The organism is Nocardiopsis alba, from assembly GCF_000710955.1.
In the GTDB taxonomy this organism is placed as follows: domain Bacteria; phylum Actinomycetota; class Actinomycetes; order Streptosporangiales; family Streptosporangiaceae; genus Nocardiopsis; species Nocardiopsis alba.
Window position 1 is genome coordinate 476624 of the sequence record NZ_BAZE01000002.1, and the last position, 18453, is coordinate 495076.

An 18453-nucleotide genomic window follows, 5' to 3' on the forward strand; every position below is an offset into this window, starting at 1 on the left:
ATGACCGCCACGAGTGAGGCCCGAGCGTCCAAGGCGCTGGCCCGACCGACGCTGGCGATGTTGCCGAAGGTGTCGGACAACCTGTCGTTCCTGTACGCGGACATCTGCCGGATCGTGCAGACCGACACCGGGGTGTGCGCCGAGGTCGCAGCCGGGGCGGGCAACGTGCACCGGGTACAGATCCCCACGGCGTCCTTGGCCTGCCTCCTCCTGGGCCCGGGCACCTCGATCAGCTCCCCCGCGCTGGCGACGTTCATGCGCCATGGAACGACGGTGGTCTGTTGCGGGTCGGGCGGGATCCTGCACTACGGGAGCTTGGTGCCCGAGAGCCGCACCACCGCGTGGCTGGACCGGCAGGTGCGGGCCTACTCCGACGACAAGGCGCGCATGGCCGTGGCCAGGCGCATGTACGAGATGCGGTTCGGAGAGGAGGTGGAGGAGGGGGTCGGTATCGAGCGTCTGCGTGCCCTGGAGGGGCAGCGGATGAAGGCGCTGTACCGGGGCCTGGCGAACAAGCATCGGGTGAAGCCGTTCAAGCGCAGCTACGATCCGGCCGACTGGGACGGGCAGAACCCGGTGAACAAGGCGCTGTCGGCAGGGAACGCCGCCCTGTACGGAGTCGTGTACTCGGTGATCGCCCATCTCGGCTGCTCCCCCGCTCTGGGCTTCGTGCACGCCGGGAAGCAGCGGTCGTTCGTCTACGACATCGCAGATCTGTACAAGGCGCAGACGACGATCCCGTTGGCGTTCTCCCTGCACGACGCGGAGAACCCCGAGGGGCGGGCCAGGACTCGGCTGCGGACCGATCTGCGGTTGTACAAGATGATTCCGCGCATGGTGCGGGACATCCAGGTCCTGCTCGACCCGAGCCTCGAGGACGAGGAGGAGGACGACGGTTCGGAGACCACGTCGAGCCGGTGGCGGGTCGTCGACCTGTGGGACCCCACCTCCGGTGCGGTCTCCGGCGGGGTCAACTACGCGGGGAAGGGGGACTGATGGGGTCGATGGTGGTGATCGCCACGACCGCGGTCCCCGATCGGGTGCGCGGCGCACTGTCCCGGTGGATGACCGAACCCGACGCGGGGCTGTACGTCGGCACGATGAACGCCCGGGTCCGCCGGGAACTGTGGTCGGCCGTGAGCGACTCCGTGGGCGAGGGGGCGGCCGTGTGCCTGCACCCCGCCGACAACGAGCAGGGCTACGTCGTGCTCACGGCGGGCGAGCGGCGCCGGAGGGTGCTGGACTTCGACGGTCTTCAGCTGATCCAGATGATGGCGCCGATCGAGAAGAAGGACGCGGAGTGGCTGCCCGAGGCCCCGGAGCCGCCGGTCGAGGGGTGGGGAGAGGGCGATCCGGGCTCGGAGTCGGGTTCGGCGCCGGTGCTGGAGGAGACCCCCTTCGATGACCTGCCTCTGGAGGGGCCGGATCCGGATCGGTGGTGAGGTGGCGGAAGCGAGGTGATCGCGGCCCGGTAGGGCTCGCTGCTCGCGGGAAGCGGGTACCGGGGCGGCGGATCGCGATCGCTCGATGATGGTCGAAGAGGCCGGGCCATGGAGACATGGCCCGGCCTCTTCGACGTCGAGGTGCCACAGACGAGTGTCCCGGATGACGTAGGCATCCGGGGTCGTACTCCCCCCACGTGCGTGGGGCTCACTACCGGGAGACGTCGGACGCGCTGGCCGGATTCGGTCCATCCCCACGTGCGTGGGGCTCACGTGGCCGATCTGTTCACCCACTGCCCGATAGTCGGTCCATCCCCACGTGCGTGGGGCTCACGAGGCCTTCGGGCCGCACGTGCTACGCCACACCGGTCCATCCCCACGTGCGTGGGGCTCACGGATGTGGTTGTCCGGACCGTAGGTGCGTCCTCGGTCCATCCCCACGTGCGTGGGGCTCACGCTGCCAGGTCCTCGGCGCGCTGGGCGATGCTCGGTCCATCCCCACGTGCGTGGGGCTCACGGCTCGCCGGACCTCTGCACGATCGTGACTCGCGGTCCATCCCCACGTGCGTGGGGCTCACTCACCCTGGAGAACCCCGGGGGTGTGGGCGGTCGGTCCATCCCCACGTGCGTGGGGCTCACTGGGAGCTGCGCGCATGACCCCCACCGAAGACGGTCCATCCCCACGTGCGTGGGGCTCACCGCGTGTACTCGGCGATCAGGTCCGGGTGCGCCGGTCCATCCCCACGTGCGTGGGGCTCACCGATCCGCGCCACCCATCGACCGGTTCACCGCGGTCCATCCCCACGTGCGTGGGGCTCACCCAGGACCTGGCCGTCGTGGGGGAGTTCGACCGGTCCATCCCCACGTGCGTGGGGCTCACGAGCGCCAGAAGGAACGACTGGGGGGTTTCGCCGGTCCATCCCCACGTGCGTGGGGCTCACACCCCCTGGACGGCGACGCGGCCCTGGAGTGGCGGTCCATCCCCACGTGCGTGGGGCTCACCTTAATGACCTGCAACAACGCGGGGCGTTATCTTCGCGATACCTACTCGCCGGTTAAGAAACAGCCGGCCTCGGCCGTCCTTCACCGGCAGCGCCCAGCGCCGCTTCCACTCCCCGGCATACTCTCACGAACACTGGAGCGGATGCGCGGCCGATCCGGCCTTCCCGGGGGCCGCGCACCCGCCCTACCTCACCCTCCGACGAGGGCCCTGAGCACCACGTACAGCAGCGACGGCCCGAGCAGGCATCCCACGCCCGTGTAGAAGGTGGCGGTCATGGCGCCGTAGGGCACCAGGCGCTTGTCGGTGGCCGCCAGCCCGCCCGCCACACCGGATGTGGTGCCCATCAGGCCGCCGTAGACCATCGCGGACTTGGGGTTGTTCAGTCCGATCAGCGGGGCGATCAGCGGTGTCCCCACCATCACCACCACGGACTTGACGAGCCCGGCGGCCACGGACAGCGCGATCACCTCAGAGCTCGCGCCCACCGCGGTCCCGGTCACCGGGCCGACGATGTAGGTGGCCGCGCCGGCGCCGATGGTCGCCATCGACGCGGCGTCCGTGTAACCGAAGGCGGCGGCGATCGCCGCCCCGACGGCGAACGAGACCAGTACGCCCAGCACGAGTGACAGCACGCCGACCAGTCCGGCGCGTTTGATCTCGCGCAGGTCCACGCCGTAGGCGGTGGAGACGATCGCGAAGTCCCTCAGCATCGCGCCGCCCAGGAGGCCCAGGCCGGAGAAGACCACGATGTCGGCCAGCCCGTGCTCACCGCCGGTGACCCATCCGCCCCAGTACGCCAGCGCCAGGCCGAGGATGATGGCGATGGCCGAGCCGTGCAGCCAGCCGCGGGTGAGCTTCTTGGACAGCCATACGGAGATCGCCATCAGCCCGCCGACCACCACGAAGGCCACGAGCAGGTCGTTGCTCTCGAAGACGCCGATGATCCGGTCCATCTCAGGCCTCCCGCTCTTCCTCGACCAGCGGCGGCAGCGGTTCCGCCGGTTCGCCGATCCGCGACAGGACGGGCACCAGGGCGGCCCCCACCGCGAGCGCCGCCAGGCCCGCGGTGATCGCCATCGGGCCGCCCGCGATCGCCTTGACCACGTTCTGGGTGGAGGCCATGGCGATGACGACCGGGATGTACATCGCGCTCCAGAAGAGCACGCCCTGCTCGGTGGCCTCGGGGAGTTTCCCGTTCCTGCGCAGGCGGTCGGAAACGACCACCAGCATGATCATGGCGAAGCCGACGCCGCCGACGTTGGCGTCGACGCCGACCGCGGCACCGAGGAGTTCGCCCACGAGCGCGCCCGAGAGCAGGCACACCGCCAGGGCTGCCACTCCGTAGAGGACCATCGTTTTCTCCTTGCTTCGGGGGGTGGCCTGCGGGAGCGCCGGGGGTGATCGGCGATACGCCGGGGACGGCCGTCGGGGGTGTGGGAGCGACCGGCGGTCAGGCGTCCGCGCCGGTGAACAGGCCCGTGTAGCGTTCGCGCAGTTCGGCCTTCTGCACCTTCCCCATGACGTTGCGGGGCAGTGCCTCGACGACGCGCACCGCGCGCGGTCGCTTGAATCGGGCGAGGTCTCCGGAGATGGACTCCAGCAGCTCCTCGGCCTGGAGTTCCCGCCCCGGCCGGGGGACGACGACGGCCGCCACGGCCTCCCCCAGGTCCGGGTGGGGGACGCCGATCACGGCGGACTCCAGCACCCCCGGGTGCGCGTCGAGGAGCTCCTCGACCTCCTTGGGGTAGACGTTGTAGCCGCCGGAGATCACGAGGTCCTTGTCCCGGCCGACGATGCACAGGTGGCCGTCCTCGTCGACGCGGCCCAGGTCGCCGGTGATGAAGAAGCCGTCCTCGCGGAACTCGGCGGCGGTCTTCTCCGGCATCCGCCAGTAGCCGGAGAAGACGTTGGGGCCGCGGACCTCGACGATGCCGACCTCTCCGTCGGGGAGCTTCTCTCCCGTCTCCCGGTCCGCCACCCGGATCTCGACGCCGGGGAGCGGTCGTCCGACCGTGCCGGGCTTGCGCGGCCCCTCGTAGGGGTTGGTGGTGTTCATCCCGGTCTCGGTCATCCCGTAGCGCTCGAGGATGGCGTGGCCGGTGCGGGCCTGGAAGGCCTCGGCGTCGCTCGCGAGCAGCGGGGCCGAACCGGAGACGAACAGCCGCATCGAGGCGCAGGACTCCGAGGTCAGCCGCTCGCTCTTCAGTAGGCGGGTGTAGAAGGTGGGGACGCCCATGAGCACGGTGGCGCGGGGCAGCAGGTCGATGACCGCGTCGGTGTCGAACCCGGACAGGTAGTGCATGGAGGCGCCCGCAGCCAGCGTCATGTTGACCGCGACGAAGAGCCCGTGGACGTGGAAGATCGGCAGGGCGTGGATCAGCCGGTCTTCGGAGGTGTACCGCCAGGCCTGGAGCAGCGCCTCGCAGTTGGAGGCGAGGTTGCCGTGGGTGAGCACGGCGCCCTTGGACCGTCCGGTGGTGCCGGAGGTGTACAGGATGGCCGCCGGGTCCTCGGCCGAGGCGTCGTGGTCCCCGTCGTGGCGACCGTCCCCCTCCAGGAGGGTGCCGTCGCCGGAGGTGCCCAGGGTCTCGACGACGAGTCCTTCGGCTTCGCGACCGGTGTGCTCGGCCCGGCGGTCGGGTGAGCAGACGAGCACGCGGGGCCGGGCGTCGCCGAGGAAGTACGTCATCTCCGCGTCGGTGTAGGCGGTGTTGAGCGGGAGGAAGACCCCGCCCACGCGCAGGGTCGCCAGGTACAGCGCGACGGCCTCGGGGGACTTCTCCACCTGCATCGCGACCCGGTCGCCGGGGGTGACGCCGTCGGCGAGGAGGCGGGCGGCGATCCGTCGCACGGTCTCTTCGGTCTGCCCGTAGGTGATGCTCTCGCCGCCGGGCAGTTCGAACAGTGTCCGGTCCGGTCGCCGTCGCGCCTGCTCGGCGAAGGATCGGTGAATGGCCGTGAATGGCGCCATCGTTGGTATTCCTCTTTCTCGTTCTATGCGGTGGAGGTGGCTCACGTGTCGAAGCCCGGGGCGTCCGGCAGCGCGTCCCGCAGGGGGCCGTCGAGCGCCACGGTGCGGCGGCGGACGAAGTCCTCGTGGCGGCGTTCGAGCTTGTCCGGCTCGTAGCGGTAGTTGACCATCGCGCCGTAGGACTGCCGCCAGGCCTGCTCCGAGGTGTTCGCCGGCCAGTCGAGCCTCCACGCGGCGGCCCCGTTGCCCAGGTGGAAGCGGGCGACCGGGTCGAGGGGTCGTCCGTCGTCGCGTTTCTCGGCCGCGATGTACCGGGCCAGGACGGGCAGGAGCCGGGGGCGGATCCGCGCGGTCTCCGTGGGGTCGAGGTCGGCCGGGCCGTCCGCGGCGTCCAGGTCCCGGACGAGTTCCCGCAGGTCGGCCTCGCTCTCGGCCCGCTCGTCGAGCCAGCGCCGGAACCCCGGGATCGGTGAGAGCGTGACGAAGTGCTCCAGGTGCGGCAGCCGGTCGCGCACCTGCTCGATGACCTGCTTGATGAGGAGGTTGCCGAAGGAGATCCCGGTCAGGCCGTCCAGCGCGTTGTTGATCGAGTAGAGCGCCGCCGTGTCGGCATCCCGGGGGTCCAGGGCGGGGCCGGGCTCCAGCAGGGGGGCGATGTCGCCCGGGGTCCCCCGCACCAGGGCGACTTCCACAAAAATCAGCGGCACGTCGCCGGTGGCCGGGTGGAAGAAGGCGTAGATGCGGCGGTCCGCGGGCTCCAGGCGACGGCGGAGTTCGGCACGGTCCGCCATCGGGTGGACCTTCTCGTAGCGCAGCAGGTGGTCGTGCAGCCGCCGGGGCGAGTCCGGGGTGACCTCCTCCAGGCGGAGGAATCCGCGGTTGAACCAGGAGGCGAGCAGGTGGTGGAGGTCGTGGTCCAGGGGGCGTAGTTCCGGATGGCGGCGCATCAGCCGGCGCAGGTCCGCGCGCATCCCGACCAGGGCGAGCGTGGCGTCGGGCGCGTGGTTCATCCGGCGGAGCAGTCGCTGGCGTGCCGGCTCGACCGCGTCGAAGAGCTCGACCAGCTCCTCCTCGCCTCCGGATCCGCTGTTGTCGGCCTCGTCCCAGCGATGGAAGGCGGTGCGGACCCGGTCGGGGTCGACACCGTGGTCCTTGATGACGTGGGTGAAGAAGGCCGTTCTGCCGGGGTCGTCGAGTTCGTCATAGGCGGCCAGGGCCCGCGCCGCGACCGCGCGGACGGAGGCCTCTCCCACGTCGCCCATGAGGATCTCGCAGTCGGTGAGCAGGCGGTCCAGGGCGGACGGCCCCGATGTATCGGCCGCCTGGGGGCCACCGTCGTGCCCCTCTTTCGCCGGTCGGACCGGACCGGTCTCGCGCGCTCCGTCGGGCCGCATCTCCGCTCCTTAAGTAACATACATCACTTGGGGTGATATATATAACAGGGAACGTAAGGTATGGAACAGTGGAGCGCAACCCCCTCAGCCGGTCGGCTAATCTGGGCACGGAGGTGTCGATGGCTCGGGTTCCGGAATCCCAACGCGTCCGGGACGCGCTGGAGAACGCCGTTGTCGAGGGCCGGTACCGGCCGGGTGAACGCCTGGATCCGGCGCGACTCGAGCTCGAGTTCGGGTGCTCGCGCACACCGATCCGGGAGGCGCTCCAGGCCCTGGAACGCTCCGGGCTGGTGCAGATCCGCCCCAAGCAGGGCACGTACGTCACCGAGCTCGGCGTCTCAGAGCTGGCCGAACGCTTCGAGGTCATGGCCGAGCTCGAAGGGATGGCGGCACGGCTCTGCGCACGCCGCATCGAGCGGGAGTCGATAGAGCGGCTCGAGGACACCCTGCGCGCGTGCGAGCGGTACGCCACGGCGGGCGACGCCGACGGGTACTACTACGCCAACGCCGATTTCCACGGCGTCATCTCAGGGGCGTGCGGCAACGAATACCTGCGACAGCAGGCCCACGCGCTCAAACGGGCCCTCCAGCCGTATCGGCGGCTCCAGCTCCGGGTGCCGGACCGCATGCGACGCTCCCTGGCCGAGCATCGCGCGATCGCCGACGCCATCATCGCCGGGGACGCCGAGGCCGCGGAGAACGCCGCCCGCGACCACGTGCTCGTGCAGGTCAAGGAGTTCAGCCAGCTCGTACGGACCTGGCGCCACCTCACCGATTCGGCACGCGACGCCGGGTAAGGGCCGGGCTGGGCCGGACGCGGTCGGTGCGGCTTCGGTCCATCCCCACGTGCGTGGGGCTCACAGAACACGAACTCGTTGAGCCGCCATCCCACGCGGTCCATCCCCACGTGCGTGGGGCTCACTGCAGGCTGTCGATGATCGGCGTCGCCTCGCGCGGTCCATCCCCACGTGCGTGGGGCTCACGATCGGCCGGGCCGGCCCGTCTCCTGCCAGGGCCGGTCCATCCCCACGTGCGTGGGGCTCACGCGCGCTGCAAGAGGACCTGTCCTCAGGACGCCGGTCCATCCCCACGTGCGTGGGGCTCACAGAGCGGGGTCGGCTACTGCCGGTGATAGCAGGCGGTCCATCCCCACGTGCGTGGGGCTCACGATGAGTGTGCTGGCCAGGTCATCATTGAGTTCGGTCCATCCCCACGTGCGTGGGGCTCACTGGCCGGTGTCGGCGTGCTGCTGGCGCAGGTCCGGTCCATCCCCACGTGCGTGGGGCTCACATGTCGTGGGTGGAGCCGAGTCCGAAGAAGCTCGGTCCATCCCCACGTGCGTGGGGCTCACAAGAAGTCGCCCCATGCGCCGTACAACATCACCGGTCCATCCCCACGTGCGTGGGGCTCACCACGGACCGGACGACGAGGAGATCGACGCGGCCGGTCCATCCCCACGTGCGTGGGGCTCACGTAGACAGCCCTGGCGCCAGGGTCAGGGTGTCCGGTCCATCCCCACGTGCGTGGGGCTCACGCTTAATGACCTGCGACAACGCGGCGCGTTATCTCCATGAGACCTACTGGCTGGTTAAGGAACAGCCGACCTCGACCGTCCCACCCACCGACACCCCGGCACCGCTTCCATCTCACCGCATGCTCTCACGAAAGCCGGACCGACCCGGAACAACGGCCCTCCCCAGCTTTCGGACCACACCAAAGCCCTCTCTCCCCACCCTTCCAGAGCCCTGAAGCCCCCGTTCAGTCCGCCGGCACCGGTAGCAACCGGTAGGCGTCCCCGTCGGTGACGACCCGACCGGCGGTGGGCGGGGCGAAGTGGGTTCCGAGCAGCAGGGTGTCGGTAGCGGCCAGGGATGCGAGCAGCGCACGGCGGGTGGCCTCGGAGCGCCGAGGATCGATGTCGACGCAGGCCCCGATGCCGGGATGGGCGAGCTGGATCGGGTGGTGGACGCAGTCGCCGGTGATCAGTGCCATTTCTCCCTGGACGGCCAGTTCGACGGCGACATGGCCTGGGGTGTGGCCGGGGGTCGGGATCAGGCGTAGGCCGGGTGAGATCCGCGCGCCTTCGACCGGGACGTCGACCAGATCGAGCAGGCCGGCCTCTTCGATCGGGATCACCGAGTCGCGGAACATCTGGCGGCGCGCCTCGTCCATGTCCTGACCGGCCCAGAACTCTCGTTCGGTTCGACTGGTGAGGTAGCGGGCGTTGGGGAAGGTGGGCACCCACGCGCCGTCCACTTGTCGGGTGTTCCAGCCGACGTGGTCGGCGTGCAGGTGCGTGAGGATCACCAGGTCGATGGTCTCCGGTGGGAAGCCGGCCTCGGTGAGCCGCTCCAGGTAGTCGGTGCGCAGGTCGTGCCAGGCGGGGTTGGCCCGCTGCTTGCCGTTGCCGATACCGGTGTCGACGAGCACGCGCGATCCGTCCACGACGAACGCGAAGCTGTGGCTGTCGATGTGGAGGACGCCATCGTGGTCGGCGAAGTGGGGACGCAGCCAGTCCTGGCCCAGCACCAGATCGGGGGTGGCGTCGGGTAGCAGCCACGGTCCGGTCGCCGGTGGCAGCGGGACCTCGTCGACGCGGTGGACGATGACGTCGCCCACGGACCAGGAGGGGATGGTGGAAGGGGTCCGCATGGTCTCTCGTTTCCTTTCTTCTTCGTTGGAGGCGATCGATGGCCTGACAGGGGTCGGCCGCCGCGCGCCGTGACACTGCGAGGGCCGTCGGAGCCACTGCCGCGGGCAGGGCCGGTTGAGGCGGTCATGGGGCACGACGCGTCGAGAACGAAGGGCGCGCGTCCGCTGACCATGCCCCCCTTCCCGCAAAAGCAACACATTTGCCTTAAGCGACGATAGGACCTACCGTCACCTAAAGCAAACAGTTAGCTTTTGGCGTGGGGTGCTCCGGCACCCCGCCCCGACCGGATGGGAGAACCGTGTCCTCCACCGAGCTCACCCCGCCCGAGGCCGCCCGCTGGGCCGCCCGGGCCGGACTGCCGCTCCCCCATGACCGGCACACGGCGGTCGCGGCCACCGCCGACCACATCCACACCGTCGTCTCGGTTCTGCGCGAGCTGGACTTCGGAGACACCCCGCCCGCGAGCACCTATCGCGTAGGACAGGAGAAGCCCGATGCGACCGTATGAATCGACCCTCGCCGCCACCGCGACCCTGATCCGGGAACGGCGACTGTCCCCCGTCGAACTGGTCGACTCCGTCCTCGAACGCATCGAACGGATCGAGCCGCACCTCGAGGCCTACGTCATGGTCGCCGCCGAACAGGCCCGCCACGCGGCGCGCGAGGCCGAACGGGAGATCTCCCAAGGTGAATACCGGGGGCCACTGCACGGTGTCCCGGTCGGCCTCAAGGACCTGATCGACGTCGCCGGCATGCCCACCACCGCCAGTTCCCGGGTCCGGACCGACCATCGCGCGACCGCCGACAGTACGGTCGCCGCCCGACTACGGTCCGCCGGCGCCGTCCTGGTCGGCAAGACCCACACCCACGAGTTCGCCTATGGCCTGACCACCCCACAGACCGGCAATGCCTGGGACCGGGACCGGATCGCCGGAGGCTCCAGCGGCGGATCCGCCGTCGCGGTGGCCGCCGGGGAAGCGACGTTCTCCCTCGGCACCGACACCGGAGGGTCGATCCGAGTGCCTTCCGCCCTGAACGGAGTGGTCGGCCTCAAGCCCACCTACGGGCTGGTCCCCCGCCACGGGATCACCACGCTGTCCTGGTCCCTCGACCACGTCGGGCCGATCACCCGCACCGTCGAGGACGCGGCCCTGGTTCTGAACGCCCTCACCGGGCACGATCCGCGCGACCCGGCCTCACTGGACACCCTCCCCGTCGACCACCGGCCGGAGACGGACCCGGACTTGAGCGGTGTGCGCGTCGGAGTGCCGAGCCACTACTACTTCGAGCACGTCGATCCGGAGGTGGCCGCCGCCGTCCACCACGCCATCGCCGGAATGGAGGAGCTCGGTGCCCGACTCGTCGAAGTCGAGATCCCCATGACCCGTTACGTCCAGGCCACTCAGTGGGGCCTGATGGTGCCGGAGGCCACCGCCTACCACGAGCGAACCCTGCGCACCGTGCCCGAGCTGTACCAGGCGGACGTGCGGATCCTCTTGGAGGCCGGCGAGCTGATGAGCGCGGGCGACCACCTGAGGGCCCAACGCGCCCGCACGCTGATGCGCGACGCGTGGAACCGTCTTCTGGAGGAGGTCGACATGGTCGCCGCCCCCACCGTTCCGATGACCGCGGTTCCGGCCACGCAGGAGAGCGTCACCTGGCCGGACGGTACGACCGAGAGCGTCTCCGACGCCTACGTCCGGCTCTCCGCCCCGGCGAACATCACCGGGCTGCCAGCCCTGTCCGTCCCGGTCGGCCACGACACGGCGGGCATGCCCATCGGCATGCAGCTGATCGGCCGCCCCCTCTATGAGCGAACGCTTCTGCGAGCGGGGCACGCCTACGAACGGGCGCGGCCCGCTCGAGCGCTCGCTCCGGTCGGCTGAGCCCGGCCCGCGGACCGACGGTCCGTCTCGAGGCCACGAGGACCGTCGATACCCACCGTCGGGCGGTCTCCGTTCCGCTTCAGAGAACCGCTAAACGCAGAGGGCGAGCTTTAGACTGACTCCATGAGTCGCAAGCAGATGGTGCGCCCCGGAGGGCGTAGCGCCCGGGTCCAGGCCGCGGTGCACTCCGCGGTACGTGAACTCCTGGCCGAGGTGGGGCGCGACGCCCTCACCGTGCCCATGGTCGCCCAACGCGCCGAGGTCACCCCGTCGACGATCTACCGTCGTTGGGGTGACCTGACCGAGCTGTTGTCGGACGTCGCGGTGGAACGTCTGCGCCCCGAGGGTGAACCGGAAGACCACGGCGACCTGCGAGCCGACCTCACCGCCTGGGCCGAACAGTTCCTCGACGAGATGGGATCCGGTTCGGGCCGGGCCTACATTCGGGACGCTCTACTCGGCGACCCGGACGGCGGTAACGCCGGGCGGTGCTCCGCCTACGCGGCCGAACAGATCGATACCATCCTCATCCGCGCGAGCGGTCGTGGGGAGAACACCCCCGCCGTCGAAGAGACCATGGACGGCATCGTCGCCCCCATCATGTACCGCATCCTCTTTCGCCCCGCCGGTCTCGAGACCGCGTACGCCCGCCGACTCGTGGCCGACCTTCTCGACGCCCATGAAGAGAGCGCCCGCTGACCGGGGGACCTCCTGTTGAGGACAGCCCCGGCATCCCCACGTGCGTGGGGCTCACGCCGACGCGCGGATATCGGAGATACCTGGGTACGGTCCATCCCCACGTGCGTGGGGCTCACGTTCACCTCGCAGATCAGCGCGTCCAGGGTTTCGGTCCATCCCCACGTGCGTGGGGCTCACGAGTCCCCTGGTTCTAGCTCACCGCTCTCGATCGGTCCATCCCCACGTGCGTGGGGCTCACTCGAAACAAAGACAGATCTACAAGATGTCCTCGGTCCATCCCCACGTGCGTGGGGCTCACGTCACGGACGAAACCATGCCCACTAAAAGTGCCGGTCCATCCCCACGTGCGTGGGGCTCACCCAGACGCTCCCATGCCGGAGGCCGCTGGCGGCCGGTCCATCCCCACGTGCGTGGGGCTCACCCACCGAAGAAAAGGTGCGACTCCCCCTTGAGCGGTCCATCCCCACGTGCGTGGGGCTCACCTCGGTGAAGAGTCACCAAGCCGACTTTTTGTCGGTCCATCCCCACGTGCGTGGGGCTCACTGCTCCGTGAGGCCGCGGGCGGCTCCGAGAAGCGGTCCATCCCCACGTGCGTGGGGCTCACGGCGCAACAACACCGCGATGCGCGACGGGAGACGGTCCATCCCCACGTGCGTGGGGCTCACTCGTCGATCGCGGCGGTGACGACGAGGGTGTGCGGTCCATCCCCACGTGCGTGGGGCTCACACGTCCCGGGTTCGGAAATCTCCGAGGCGTTCCGGTCCATCCCCACGTGCGTGGGGCTCACCTTAATGACCTGCAACAACGCGGAGCGTTATCTTCGCGATACCTACTCGCCGGTTAAGAACCAGCCGACCTCGACCATCCTTCACCGGCAGTGCCCAGCACCGCTTCCACTTCCCGACATGCTCTCACGAATACCTGAGCCCCTCACAGCCACGAGCGCCCCGCCTACACTCCCGTTCCCCTCCTCACGAACCGAGCCCCCAAGACCCACCCACCCCCAGGTACTCCTCGAAGTGCTTCAAGATCGCTTCCTGCAGTCGGGCCCTGAGCCGTTGCAGGGGCTGATGTCGAGGATGCGACCGGGACCCCCGAAACTGGTCCCATGACTGATCAGCGCCCCCTGTACCTGCTCCTGTCCGGAGCGTCCACCAGCGACCACGAGCCGGTGAACGGTCTCGTGGAACTCCTCCAGAACCAGGGCCGGCACGTCGCGGTCCTGTCCACTCCCATGGGAGCGCGCTTCCACGACCTGGACGCCCTCGCCGACCTCACCGGGGAACCCGTGAGGACCGAGTTCCGGCTTCCGGGAACGGGACGCAGCATGCCTCCCGGTGCAGCCGTAGTGGCCTGCCCCTGGTCGTTCAACAGCACGAACAAGACCGCCCTCGGGTTGACCGACACGTTCGCCGTCGCCTTGGCCTGCGAGATGATCGGTCGCGGTGTCCCGACGATCATCGTGCCGAAGGCCGGTGAGGCGCTCGCGGGGCACCCTGCATTCAGGCGAAGCCTCCAGGAACTTGAGGCCATGCCTTCGGTGTCGGTGCTCAGGAGCGAGGAGAAGAGCCTGCCATCTTGGGAAGAGGTCGCGGAAGCGGTGGCGAAGGCCACAGCCTAACCGGTCTCCGAGCATGGTGGGCCTGGTGGTTCCGAATCTTGGAACCACCAGGCCCTTCTTGGTCGGCCCATCCCCACGTGCGTGGGGCTCACCGTGAGGGGCCGCCCTGGGTAGGGCGGCCCCGCGATCCATCCCCACGTGCGTGGGGCTCAGCTTAATGACCTGCAACAACGCGGGGCGTTATCTTCGCGAGACCTACTCGCCGGTTAAGGAACAGCCGACCTCGACCTTCCCTCACCGACAGCGCCCAGCGCCGTTTCCACTTCCCACTCCCCCGGCATGCTCTCACGAACACCCGAGCCCCTCGCGACCACAGCCACCCCGCACCCCTCCCACAACCCCCACACCCCGCTCCCCCGCCCCGCCCTCACAACACGAACTCTCGAAACCCCTACACCCCTACTCCCCCAGGTGCTTCTCGAAGTGCCTCAAGATCGCCTCCTGCAACCGGATCTCGTTCTCCGGGTTGGCGAACCCGTGCCCCTCGTCCTCGGCCAGCAGGTACTCCACCGGCACCCCTCGTTCCTCCAGGGAGGCGACGATCTTGTCCGACTCCCCCTGCATGACCCGTACGTCGTTGGCCCCGTGGGCCACCAACAACGGTGTGGTGATCTTGTCGACGCGGCTGATCGGGGAGCGTTCGAGCATGTCGACCTCCTGCTCGGGAATGTCCGGGTCACCGACGTAGGCGTACCAGCTGGTCATCAGGTAGGGACGGCTGAACGGCGGCAGGTTGCGCATGAAGCTGGCCAGGTCGGCGATGCCGACGATGTCGACGGCGGCGGCGAAGCGGTCGGGGGTGAAGGTGACTCCGACCAGGGCCGCGTAGCCGCCGTAGGAGCCGCCCATGATGCCGATCCGGTCGGGGTCGGCGTAGCCCCGGCCGACGGCCCAGTCGACGGCGTCGAGCAGGTCGTCGTGCATGGCGCCGGCGAATTGGCCGATGGCGGCGGTGGTGTGGCGGCGGCCGTAGCCGGTGGAGCCGCGGAAGTTGACCTGGAGTACAGCGTGACCTCGGTTGGCGAGGAGCTGCGCTTGAGGGTTGTAGCCCCAGGTGTCGTGCATCCAGGGTCCGCCGTGCACGAGCAGTACGAGCGGCAGCCTCTCGGGGGCGACGCCGACGGGCAGCGTGAGCAGGCCGTGCAGCGGCAGTCCGTCGCGCGCGGGGAACTCGACGGCCTCCATGGGCGCGAGGTCGGCCGGGTCCAGGTGGGGGTAGGGCCGGAAGAGTCGGCGGCTCTGGCCGGTCTCGTGGTCGTAGTGCCAGGCGACAGCGGGGTCGCGGTCGTGGACGAAGGTGGCGATCCAGTGGCGTCCGGTGTCGTCGGAGGACAGGGTGCCGAGGACGCCGTCGGAGAGGGTGGAGAGCTTGGCGTAGACCTCGGCGAAGTCGTCGTCGAGCACCTCGATGTGGGGGCGCGGTCCGACGAAGCGGGCGGCGAGGATCTCTCCGGTACGGCGGTGGGTGTAAACGGTGGGCGGAAGGACTCCGGGGAGCATGGTGCCCATGATGTCGAGGCTCTGGTCTTCGAGGGCGGCCAGGACGGTGATCTCGCCGGTCTCGCGGTCGACGCGGACGAGGCTGAGGTGGTCCGATTCGTGGTAGGCACCGATGACGAGGCCGGTGCCGTCTGGGGTCACCAGCTGCGGGTGGACTCCCAGCGGATATTCGGCGCCTCCCATGCGAATGAGGCTCTTGTGGTCTCCGGTGTCGGGGTCGATGGCGGAGAACTCCAGCGTGCCGTCCTCTTCGAGGTGGGAGGCGAACGCGGGGCGGCCGTCGTGGTCCAGGAGCACGTTCTCCGTGGGGCCGGTCTGTTCGTGGTGGAGTGTGATCTCGCCGGTGGCGACCTCGACGCGGAACAGGTCGAGGGACATCGGCCGCCGGTTCATGGTCACGAGCACATGACCGGGGTGGGAGGGGAGCTCTTCGGCTCCGAAGACCCGGGATCCTTCGGGAAGCGGGGTGAGGTCGACAGCGGGCGTGTCCGGGTCGTCGAGGTCGACCCGGTACAGGTGCCAGTCCTCGTTGCCGTCGGTGTCCTGGAGGTAGAGGAGCCAGCGCGGGTCGTCGGACCACAGGTAGGTGGTGATGCCCCGCCGGTCGTCGTGGGTGACGCAGCGGGCCTGGTCATGGTCCTGGTCGATGCCTCGCACCCAGACGTTGCGTCGTCCGTGTTCGGGGGCGAGGTAGGCCATCCGGGTCCCGTCGGGCGAGATCTTCGGGTTGGCGAAGGAGGGGTCGGCGAAGAGTTCTTCGATCTCGATGCGTCGGGGTCGGGTTCCGTGGTCCGCGCTGCTCATGGCTGTGCCCTTTCGGGTCGGTCGTCGGAGGGGACGGCGGATGCCTCGACGGGGTCGGCGCATCCGGGTTCGTCCCGGACACCCACATCACAAACGATGCCCTAGGGGCATGGTCAAATCCCGCTTCTCGGATCCGGCCGTTCCGGTGTCGGCCGGATCCCTCGGTGGGCGTGGCGTTCCCGGTGGTTCGGCGATGGTTCCGTTCCGTCGGTGGAACCCGGAGAATGTGTGTATGTCGATCACGTACGTCTTCCTCTGATGGCCTGGAGCACCCGTGAGCTCGCCGCGTTGGCGGGCACGACCATCAAGACCATCCGGCACTATCACTCCATCGGGCTGATGGAGGAGCCGGAGCGGGCTCTGAACGGCTACAAGCGCTACGACACGAACCATCTGGTGCGGTTGTTGCAGATCAGACGGTTGCGCGACCTGGGGATGTCGTTGTCGCAGATCGCTCTGTTGGACGGGCCGGAGGAGGGCTTCGTCGATACGGTGCGGGCCCTGGACGATGAACTGGCCGCCTCGATCGAGCGGCAACAGGCGATCCGCGCCGAGCTCGCGCCGCTGTTGCGGCATCGCACGTCGGCGGACGTCCCGGCGGGGTTCGAGGAGGTGGCCTCGCATCTGTCGGACGCGGATCGGGCGATGATCATGGTCTCCGCGCGACTCTTCACCGAAGAGTTCATCCAGGACATCCGAGATATGTCGGCCACCCACGAGAAGGTCGACGCCGAGTTCAACGCTCTCCCCGCGGACGCCGACGAGGAGACGGTCCGCGATCTGGCGAAGCGCATGGCCCCTTCCGTCCGTTCTATCCGCGAGGAGTACCCCTCCGTGGAGAACCCGGGGCTCTTCGTTCGCGGCAGGAAGCGCGACGCCATGATCACCGTGGCCCAGGCCCTGGTCGACCTCTACAACCCCGCGCAGCTCGCGGCGTTACGGGAGGTCCACCGTCTCTTGGCGGAGGAGCGGGAGGGCTGAGGCCCCGTTCCAGCCGACCTTCATGTTCCACGCCACTCCGGCCCGCCCATGCGGATCGGCCGCCCTCGCAGTCGCCGTTCCCAGGTCTTCCTCTGGTCGTGATCACTGGAGGGACTCAGAGGTGGCGACCCAGCCGAGGTACCAGTCGGCGAACCCGACCCTCTCGCCTGAAGTACCGAGGGGGCGGAAACCCCCTTCGGCCGGGAAACCGTCGACCCACATGCCGCCGCGCTCGGGCCCTGTCACGACGAGCCAGTTGAAATGGCCGCAGCCCTCGTGACTCAGGCACACGGCCCCGTCCGCGAACCTGTCGAAAAGGCGGTCGTCGGCGTCGCGCCACTCGCCGTACGCGGCGTCGAACGCCTCCCGCGTCGCGAAATCGGCCCGTTCCGGTTTTTGGTCCTCATGCTCGGCCAGGAGTCGTACTCGTTCCCGGGCCGTGACGAAGGGAGCCGACAAGCCGTCGCGACGGGGCCGACCCTCGTCCCCGTCCCATGCCCATCCGGTCGCCGTTCTGCTCAGAACGTTGAGCCCGTAGCCGGGGCCCGCTCCGCCGGCACCGACTTCCAGGAGGAACCCTCGGTAGTCATCGGGCAGCGAGACGCCCCACTGTGTCTCCACCTCGGCGATCTCCGCCTCTGAGAGCGGGGCGGCGAGTGGCAGGCTGTGCCCCTTGGCTCCGTACCGGTCCCCCGCGCCGAGCGCCTCGTGCTCCCGGCCCCCGGAAGCCAGGGCCTGGACCCGCTCACGGACCCGGCTCCATCTCGTCGTCCTCACGAATCGGAGCGTAGATCAAGGAAAGGGCACCGAAACACGGTGGCCGTAGACCGGGACCGGAGACGCGTCGCGGACCGGATGTCGCGTTGATGTTCGTGGGCGGGCTGCCCGCCAAGCTCGCCGCGAAGTACGGGCTTCGGTGGGGCAAGGCAGCCGAGTCGGGTCGACGGATCTCCGCCCTGGGCGGTGAGCTGATCGACGGGATCAAGGGCCTGAACCGGGCCAACAAGAAGATGCAGAACGTGAGCTGTCCGATCGGGAACAGCTTCACTCCGGGGACGGGTGTGGTGATGGCCGATGGGTCCACCAAACCCATCGAGGACGTCGATGTCGGCGAGAAGGTTCTGGCGACCGATCCCGAGACAGGGGAGCAATCGGCTCGGACGGTCCTGGCAACGATCGTGGGCTCGGGCGGTAAGGCCCTGGTGCAGATCACCATCGACCCGACCACCGAACGCGATGCCCCCGCAGGGGACGAGGCCGGTTCGGATGAGGAATCCGCGGGTGTTCCAGGACCGGTGGCCGCGGGCGATGTGATCGTGGCTACCGATGGTCACCCGTTCTGGGTTCCGGACCCGGGCCTGTGGGTGGACGCGATCGACCTGGCCCCGGGCATGTGGCTGCAGACCTCGTCCGGCACCTGGGTGCAGGTCTCCGCGGTTCAGGCCTGGACCCAGACGGCCACGGTCCATAACCTGACCGTCCAGGGCGTCCACACCTAC

The 18453-nt window shown here is 69.2% G+C and carries 15 protein-coding genes, 1 pseudogene and 3 CRISPR repeat arrays; of the genes and pseudogenes, 9 read left to right on the forward strand and 7 right to left on the reverse strand.

Going from position 1 to position 18453, the window contains the following annotated elements; all coding sequences use genetic code 11:
* Positions 1-996: a type I-E CRISPR-associated endonuclease Cas1e gene (gene cas1e, locus TR33_RS05555; RefSeq protein ID WP_042281865.1), complete on the forward strand. Its 996-nt coding sequence runs from the start codon at positions 1-3 to the stop codon at positions 994-996.
* The gene (cas2e, locus tag TR33_RS27385; protein ID WP_084570207.1) at positions 996-1442 is read left to right on the forward strand and encodes a type I-E CRISPR-associated endoribonuclease Cas2e; all 447 of its coding nucleotides are present in this window, start codon (positions 996-998) and stop codon (positions 1440-1442) included. Before cas1e ends, cas2e begins: the two co-directional genes overlap by 1 nt.
* A 183-nt stretch (positions 1443-1625) precedes the next feature.
* A CRISPR array of direct repeats spans positions 1626-2444; the repeat unit is 29 nt; unit sequence CGGTCCATCCCCACGTGCGTGGGGCTCAC.
* Between the two features lie 189 nt (positions 2445-2633).
* Here the strand turns inward: cas2e and madM are convergent.
* The 4 genes from madM to TR33_RS05580 all read right to left on the reverse strand — a co-directional run bounded on the left by madM (position 2634) and on the right by TR33_RS05580 (position 6810).
* On the reverse strand, positions 2634-3398 hold the full coding sequence (madM, locus tag TR33_RS05565) for a malonate transporter subunit MadM (RefSeq protein WP_042281868.1): 765 nt from the start codon (positions 3396-3398) through the stop codon (positions 2634-2636).
* A gap of 1 nt (position 3399) precedes the next feature.
* On the reverse strand, positions 3400-3798 hold the full coding sequence (madL, locus tag TR33_RS05570) for a malonate transporter subunit MadL (protein WP_084570208.1): 399 nt from the start codon (positions 3796-3798) through the stop codon (positions 3400-3402).
* A gap of 97 nt (positions 3799-3895) precedes the next feature.
* Entirely contained in the window at positions 3896-5416 is a 1521-nt protein-coding gene (locus TR33_RS05575) for a malonate--CoA ligase (protein ID WP_042281871.1), read from the reverse strand.
* 41 nt (positions 5417-5457) lie between these two features.
* Positions 5458-6810 (reverse strand): malonyl-CoA decarboxylase domain-containing protein, encoded by a 1353-nt coding sequence (locus TR33_RS05580; RefSeq protein ID WP_042281874.1) that lies wholly within the window; start codon positions 6808-6810, stop codon positions 5458-5460.
* A 119-nt stretch (positions 6811-6929) separates the two neighbouring features.
* Between TR33_RS05580 and TR33_RS05585 the strand changes: the two genes are divergently transcribed.
* Positions 6930-7607 carry a GntR family transcriptional regulator gene (locus TR33_RS05585; RefSeq protein ID WP_042281876.1) on the forward strand — a complete coding sequence of 226 codons (678 nt, stop codon included), beginning with the start codon at positions 6930-6932 and terminating at the stop codon, positions 7605-7607.
* Between the two features lie 35 nt (positions 7608-7642).
* Positions 7643-8344: direct repeats of the CRISPR family, unit length 29 nt; unit sequence CGGTCCATCCCCACGTGCGTGGGGCTCAC.
* 224 nt (positions 8345-8568) lie between these two features.
* On the opposite strand, the gene TR33_RS05590 is transcribed toward TR33_RS05585, so the two are convergent.
* Positions 8569-9462 carry an MBL fold metallo-hydrolase gene (locus TR33_RS05590; protein ID WP_042281877.1) on the reverse strand — a complete coding sequence of 298 codons (894 nt, stop codon included), beginning with the start codon at positions 9460-9462 and terminating at the stop codon, positions 8569-8571.
* Positions 9463-9761: 299 nt separating this feature from the next.
* Between TR33_RS05590 and TR33_RS05595 the strand changes: the two genes are divergently transcribed.
* The 4 genes from TR33_RS05595 (at position 9762) to TR33_RS05610 (ending at position 13669) form a co-directional block, all read left to right on the forward strand.
* Entirely contained in the window at positions 9762-9971 is a 210-nt protein-coding gene (locus TR33_RS05595; protein ID WP_042281879.1) for a hypothetical protein, read from the forward strand.
* Positions 9958-11349 carry an Asp-tRNA(Asn)/Glu-tRNA(Gln) amidotransferase GatCAB subunit A gene (locus tag TR33_RS05600; RefSeq protein WP_042281881.1) on the forward strand — a complete coding sequence of 464 codons (1392 nt, stop codon included), beginning with the start codon at positions 9958-9960 and terminating at the stop codon, positions 11347-11349. Before TR33_RS05595 ends, TR33_RS05600 begins: the two co-directional genes overlap by 14 nt.
* Positions 11350-11472: 123 nt before the next feature.
* A complete protein-coding gene (locus tag TR33_RS05605) occupies positions 11473-12048 on the forward strand; it encodes a TetR/AcrR family transcriptional regulator (protein ID WP_042281883.1) in 576 nt (191 codons plus the stop codon).
* A gap of 26 nt (positions 12049-12074) precedes the next feature.
* Positions 12075-12836: direct repeats of the CRISPR family, unit length 29 nt; unit sequence CGGTCCATCCCCACGTGCGTGGGGCTCAC.
* A 320-nt stretch (positions 12837-13156) separates the two neighbouring features.
* Entirely contained in the window at positions 13157-13669 is a 513-nt protein-coding gene (locus TR33_RS05610) for a flavoprotein (RefSeq protein ID WP_017534650.1), read from the forward strand.
* Positions 13670-14068: 399 nt separating this feature from the next.
* Here TR33_RS05610 and TR33_RS05615 read toward each other — a convergent pair whose 3' ends face one another.
* The gene (locus TR33_RS05615; protein ID WP_042281884.1) at positions 14069-15973 is read right to left on the reverse strand and encodes a S9 family peptidase; all 1905 of its coding nucleotides are present in this window, start codon (positions 15971-15973) and stop codon (positions 14069-14071) included.
* A gap of 228 nt (positions 15974-16201) precedes the next feature.
* Between TR33_RS05615 and TR33_RS05620 the strand changes: the two genes are divergently transcribed.
* On the forward strand, positions 16202-16954 hold the full coding sequence (locus TR33_RS05620) for a helix-turn-helix domain-containing protein (protein WP_084570209.1): 753 nt from the start codon (positions 16202-16204) through the stop codon (positions 16952-16954).
* Between the two features lie 102 nt (positions 16955-17056).
* On the opposite strand, the gene TR33_RS05625 is transcribed toward TR33_RS05620, so the two are convergent.
* On the reverse strand, positions 17057-17731 hold the full coding sequence (locus tag TR33_RS05625) for an SMI1/KNR4 family protein (RefSeq protein WP_042281888.1): 675 nt from the start codon (positions 17729-17731) through the stop codon (positions 17057-17059).
* Between the two features lie 290 nt (positions 17732-18021).
* Between TR33_RS05625 and TR33_RS27180 the strand changes: the two are divergent.
* Positions 18022-18432: pseudogene (locus tag TR33_RS27180) on the forward strand (hypothetical protein); the annotation flags it as partial.
* Positions 18433-18453: the final 21 nt, after the last annotated feature.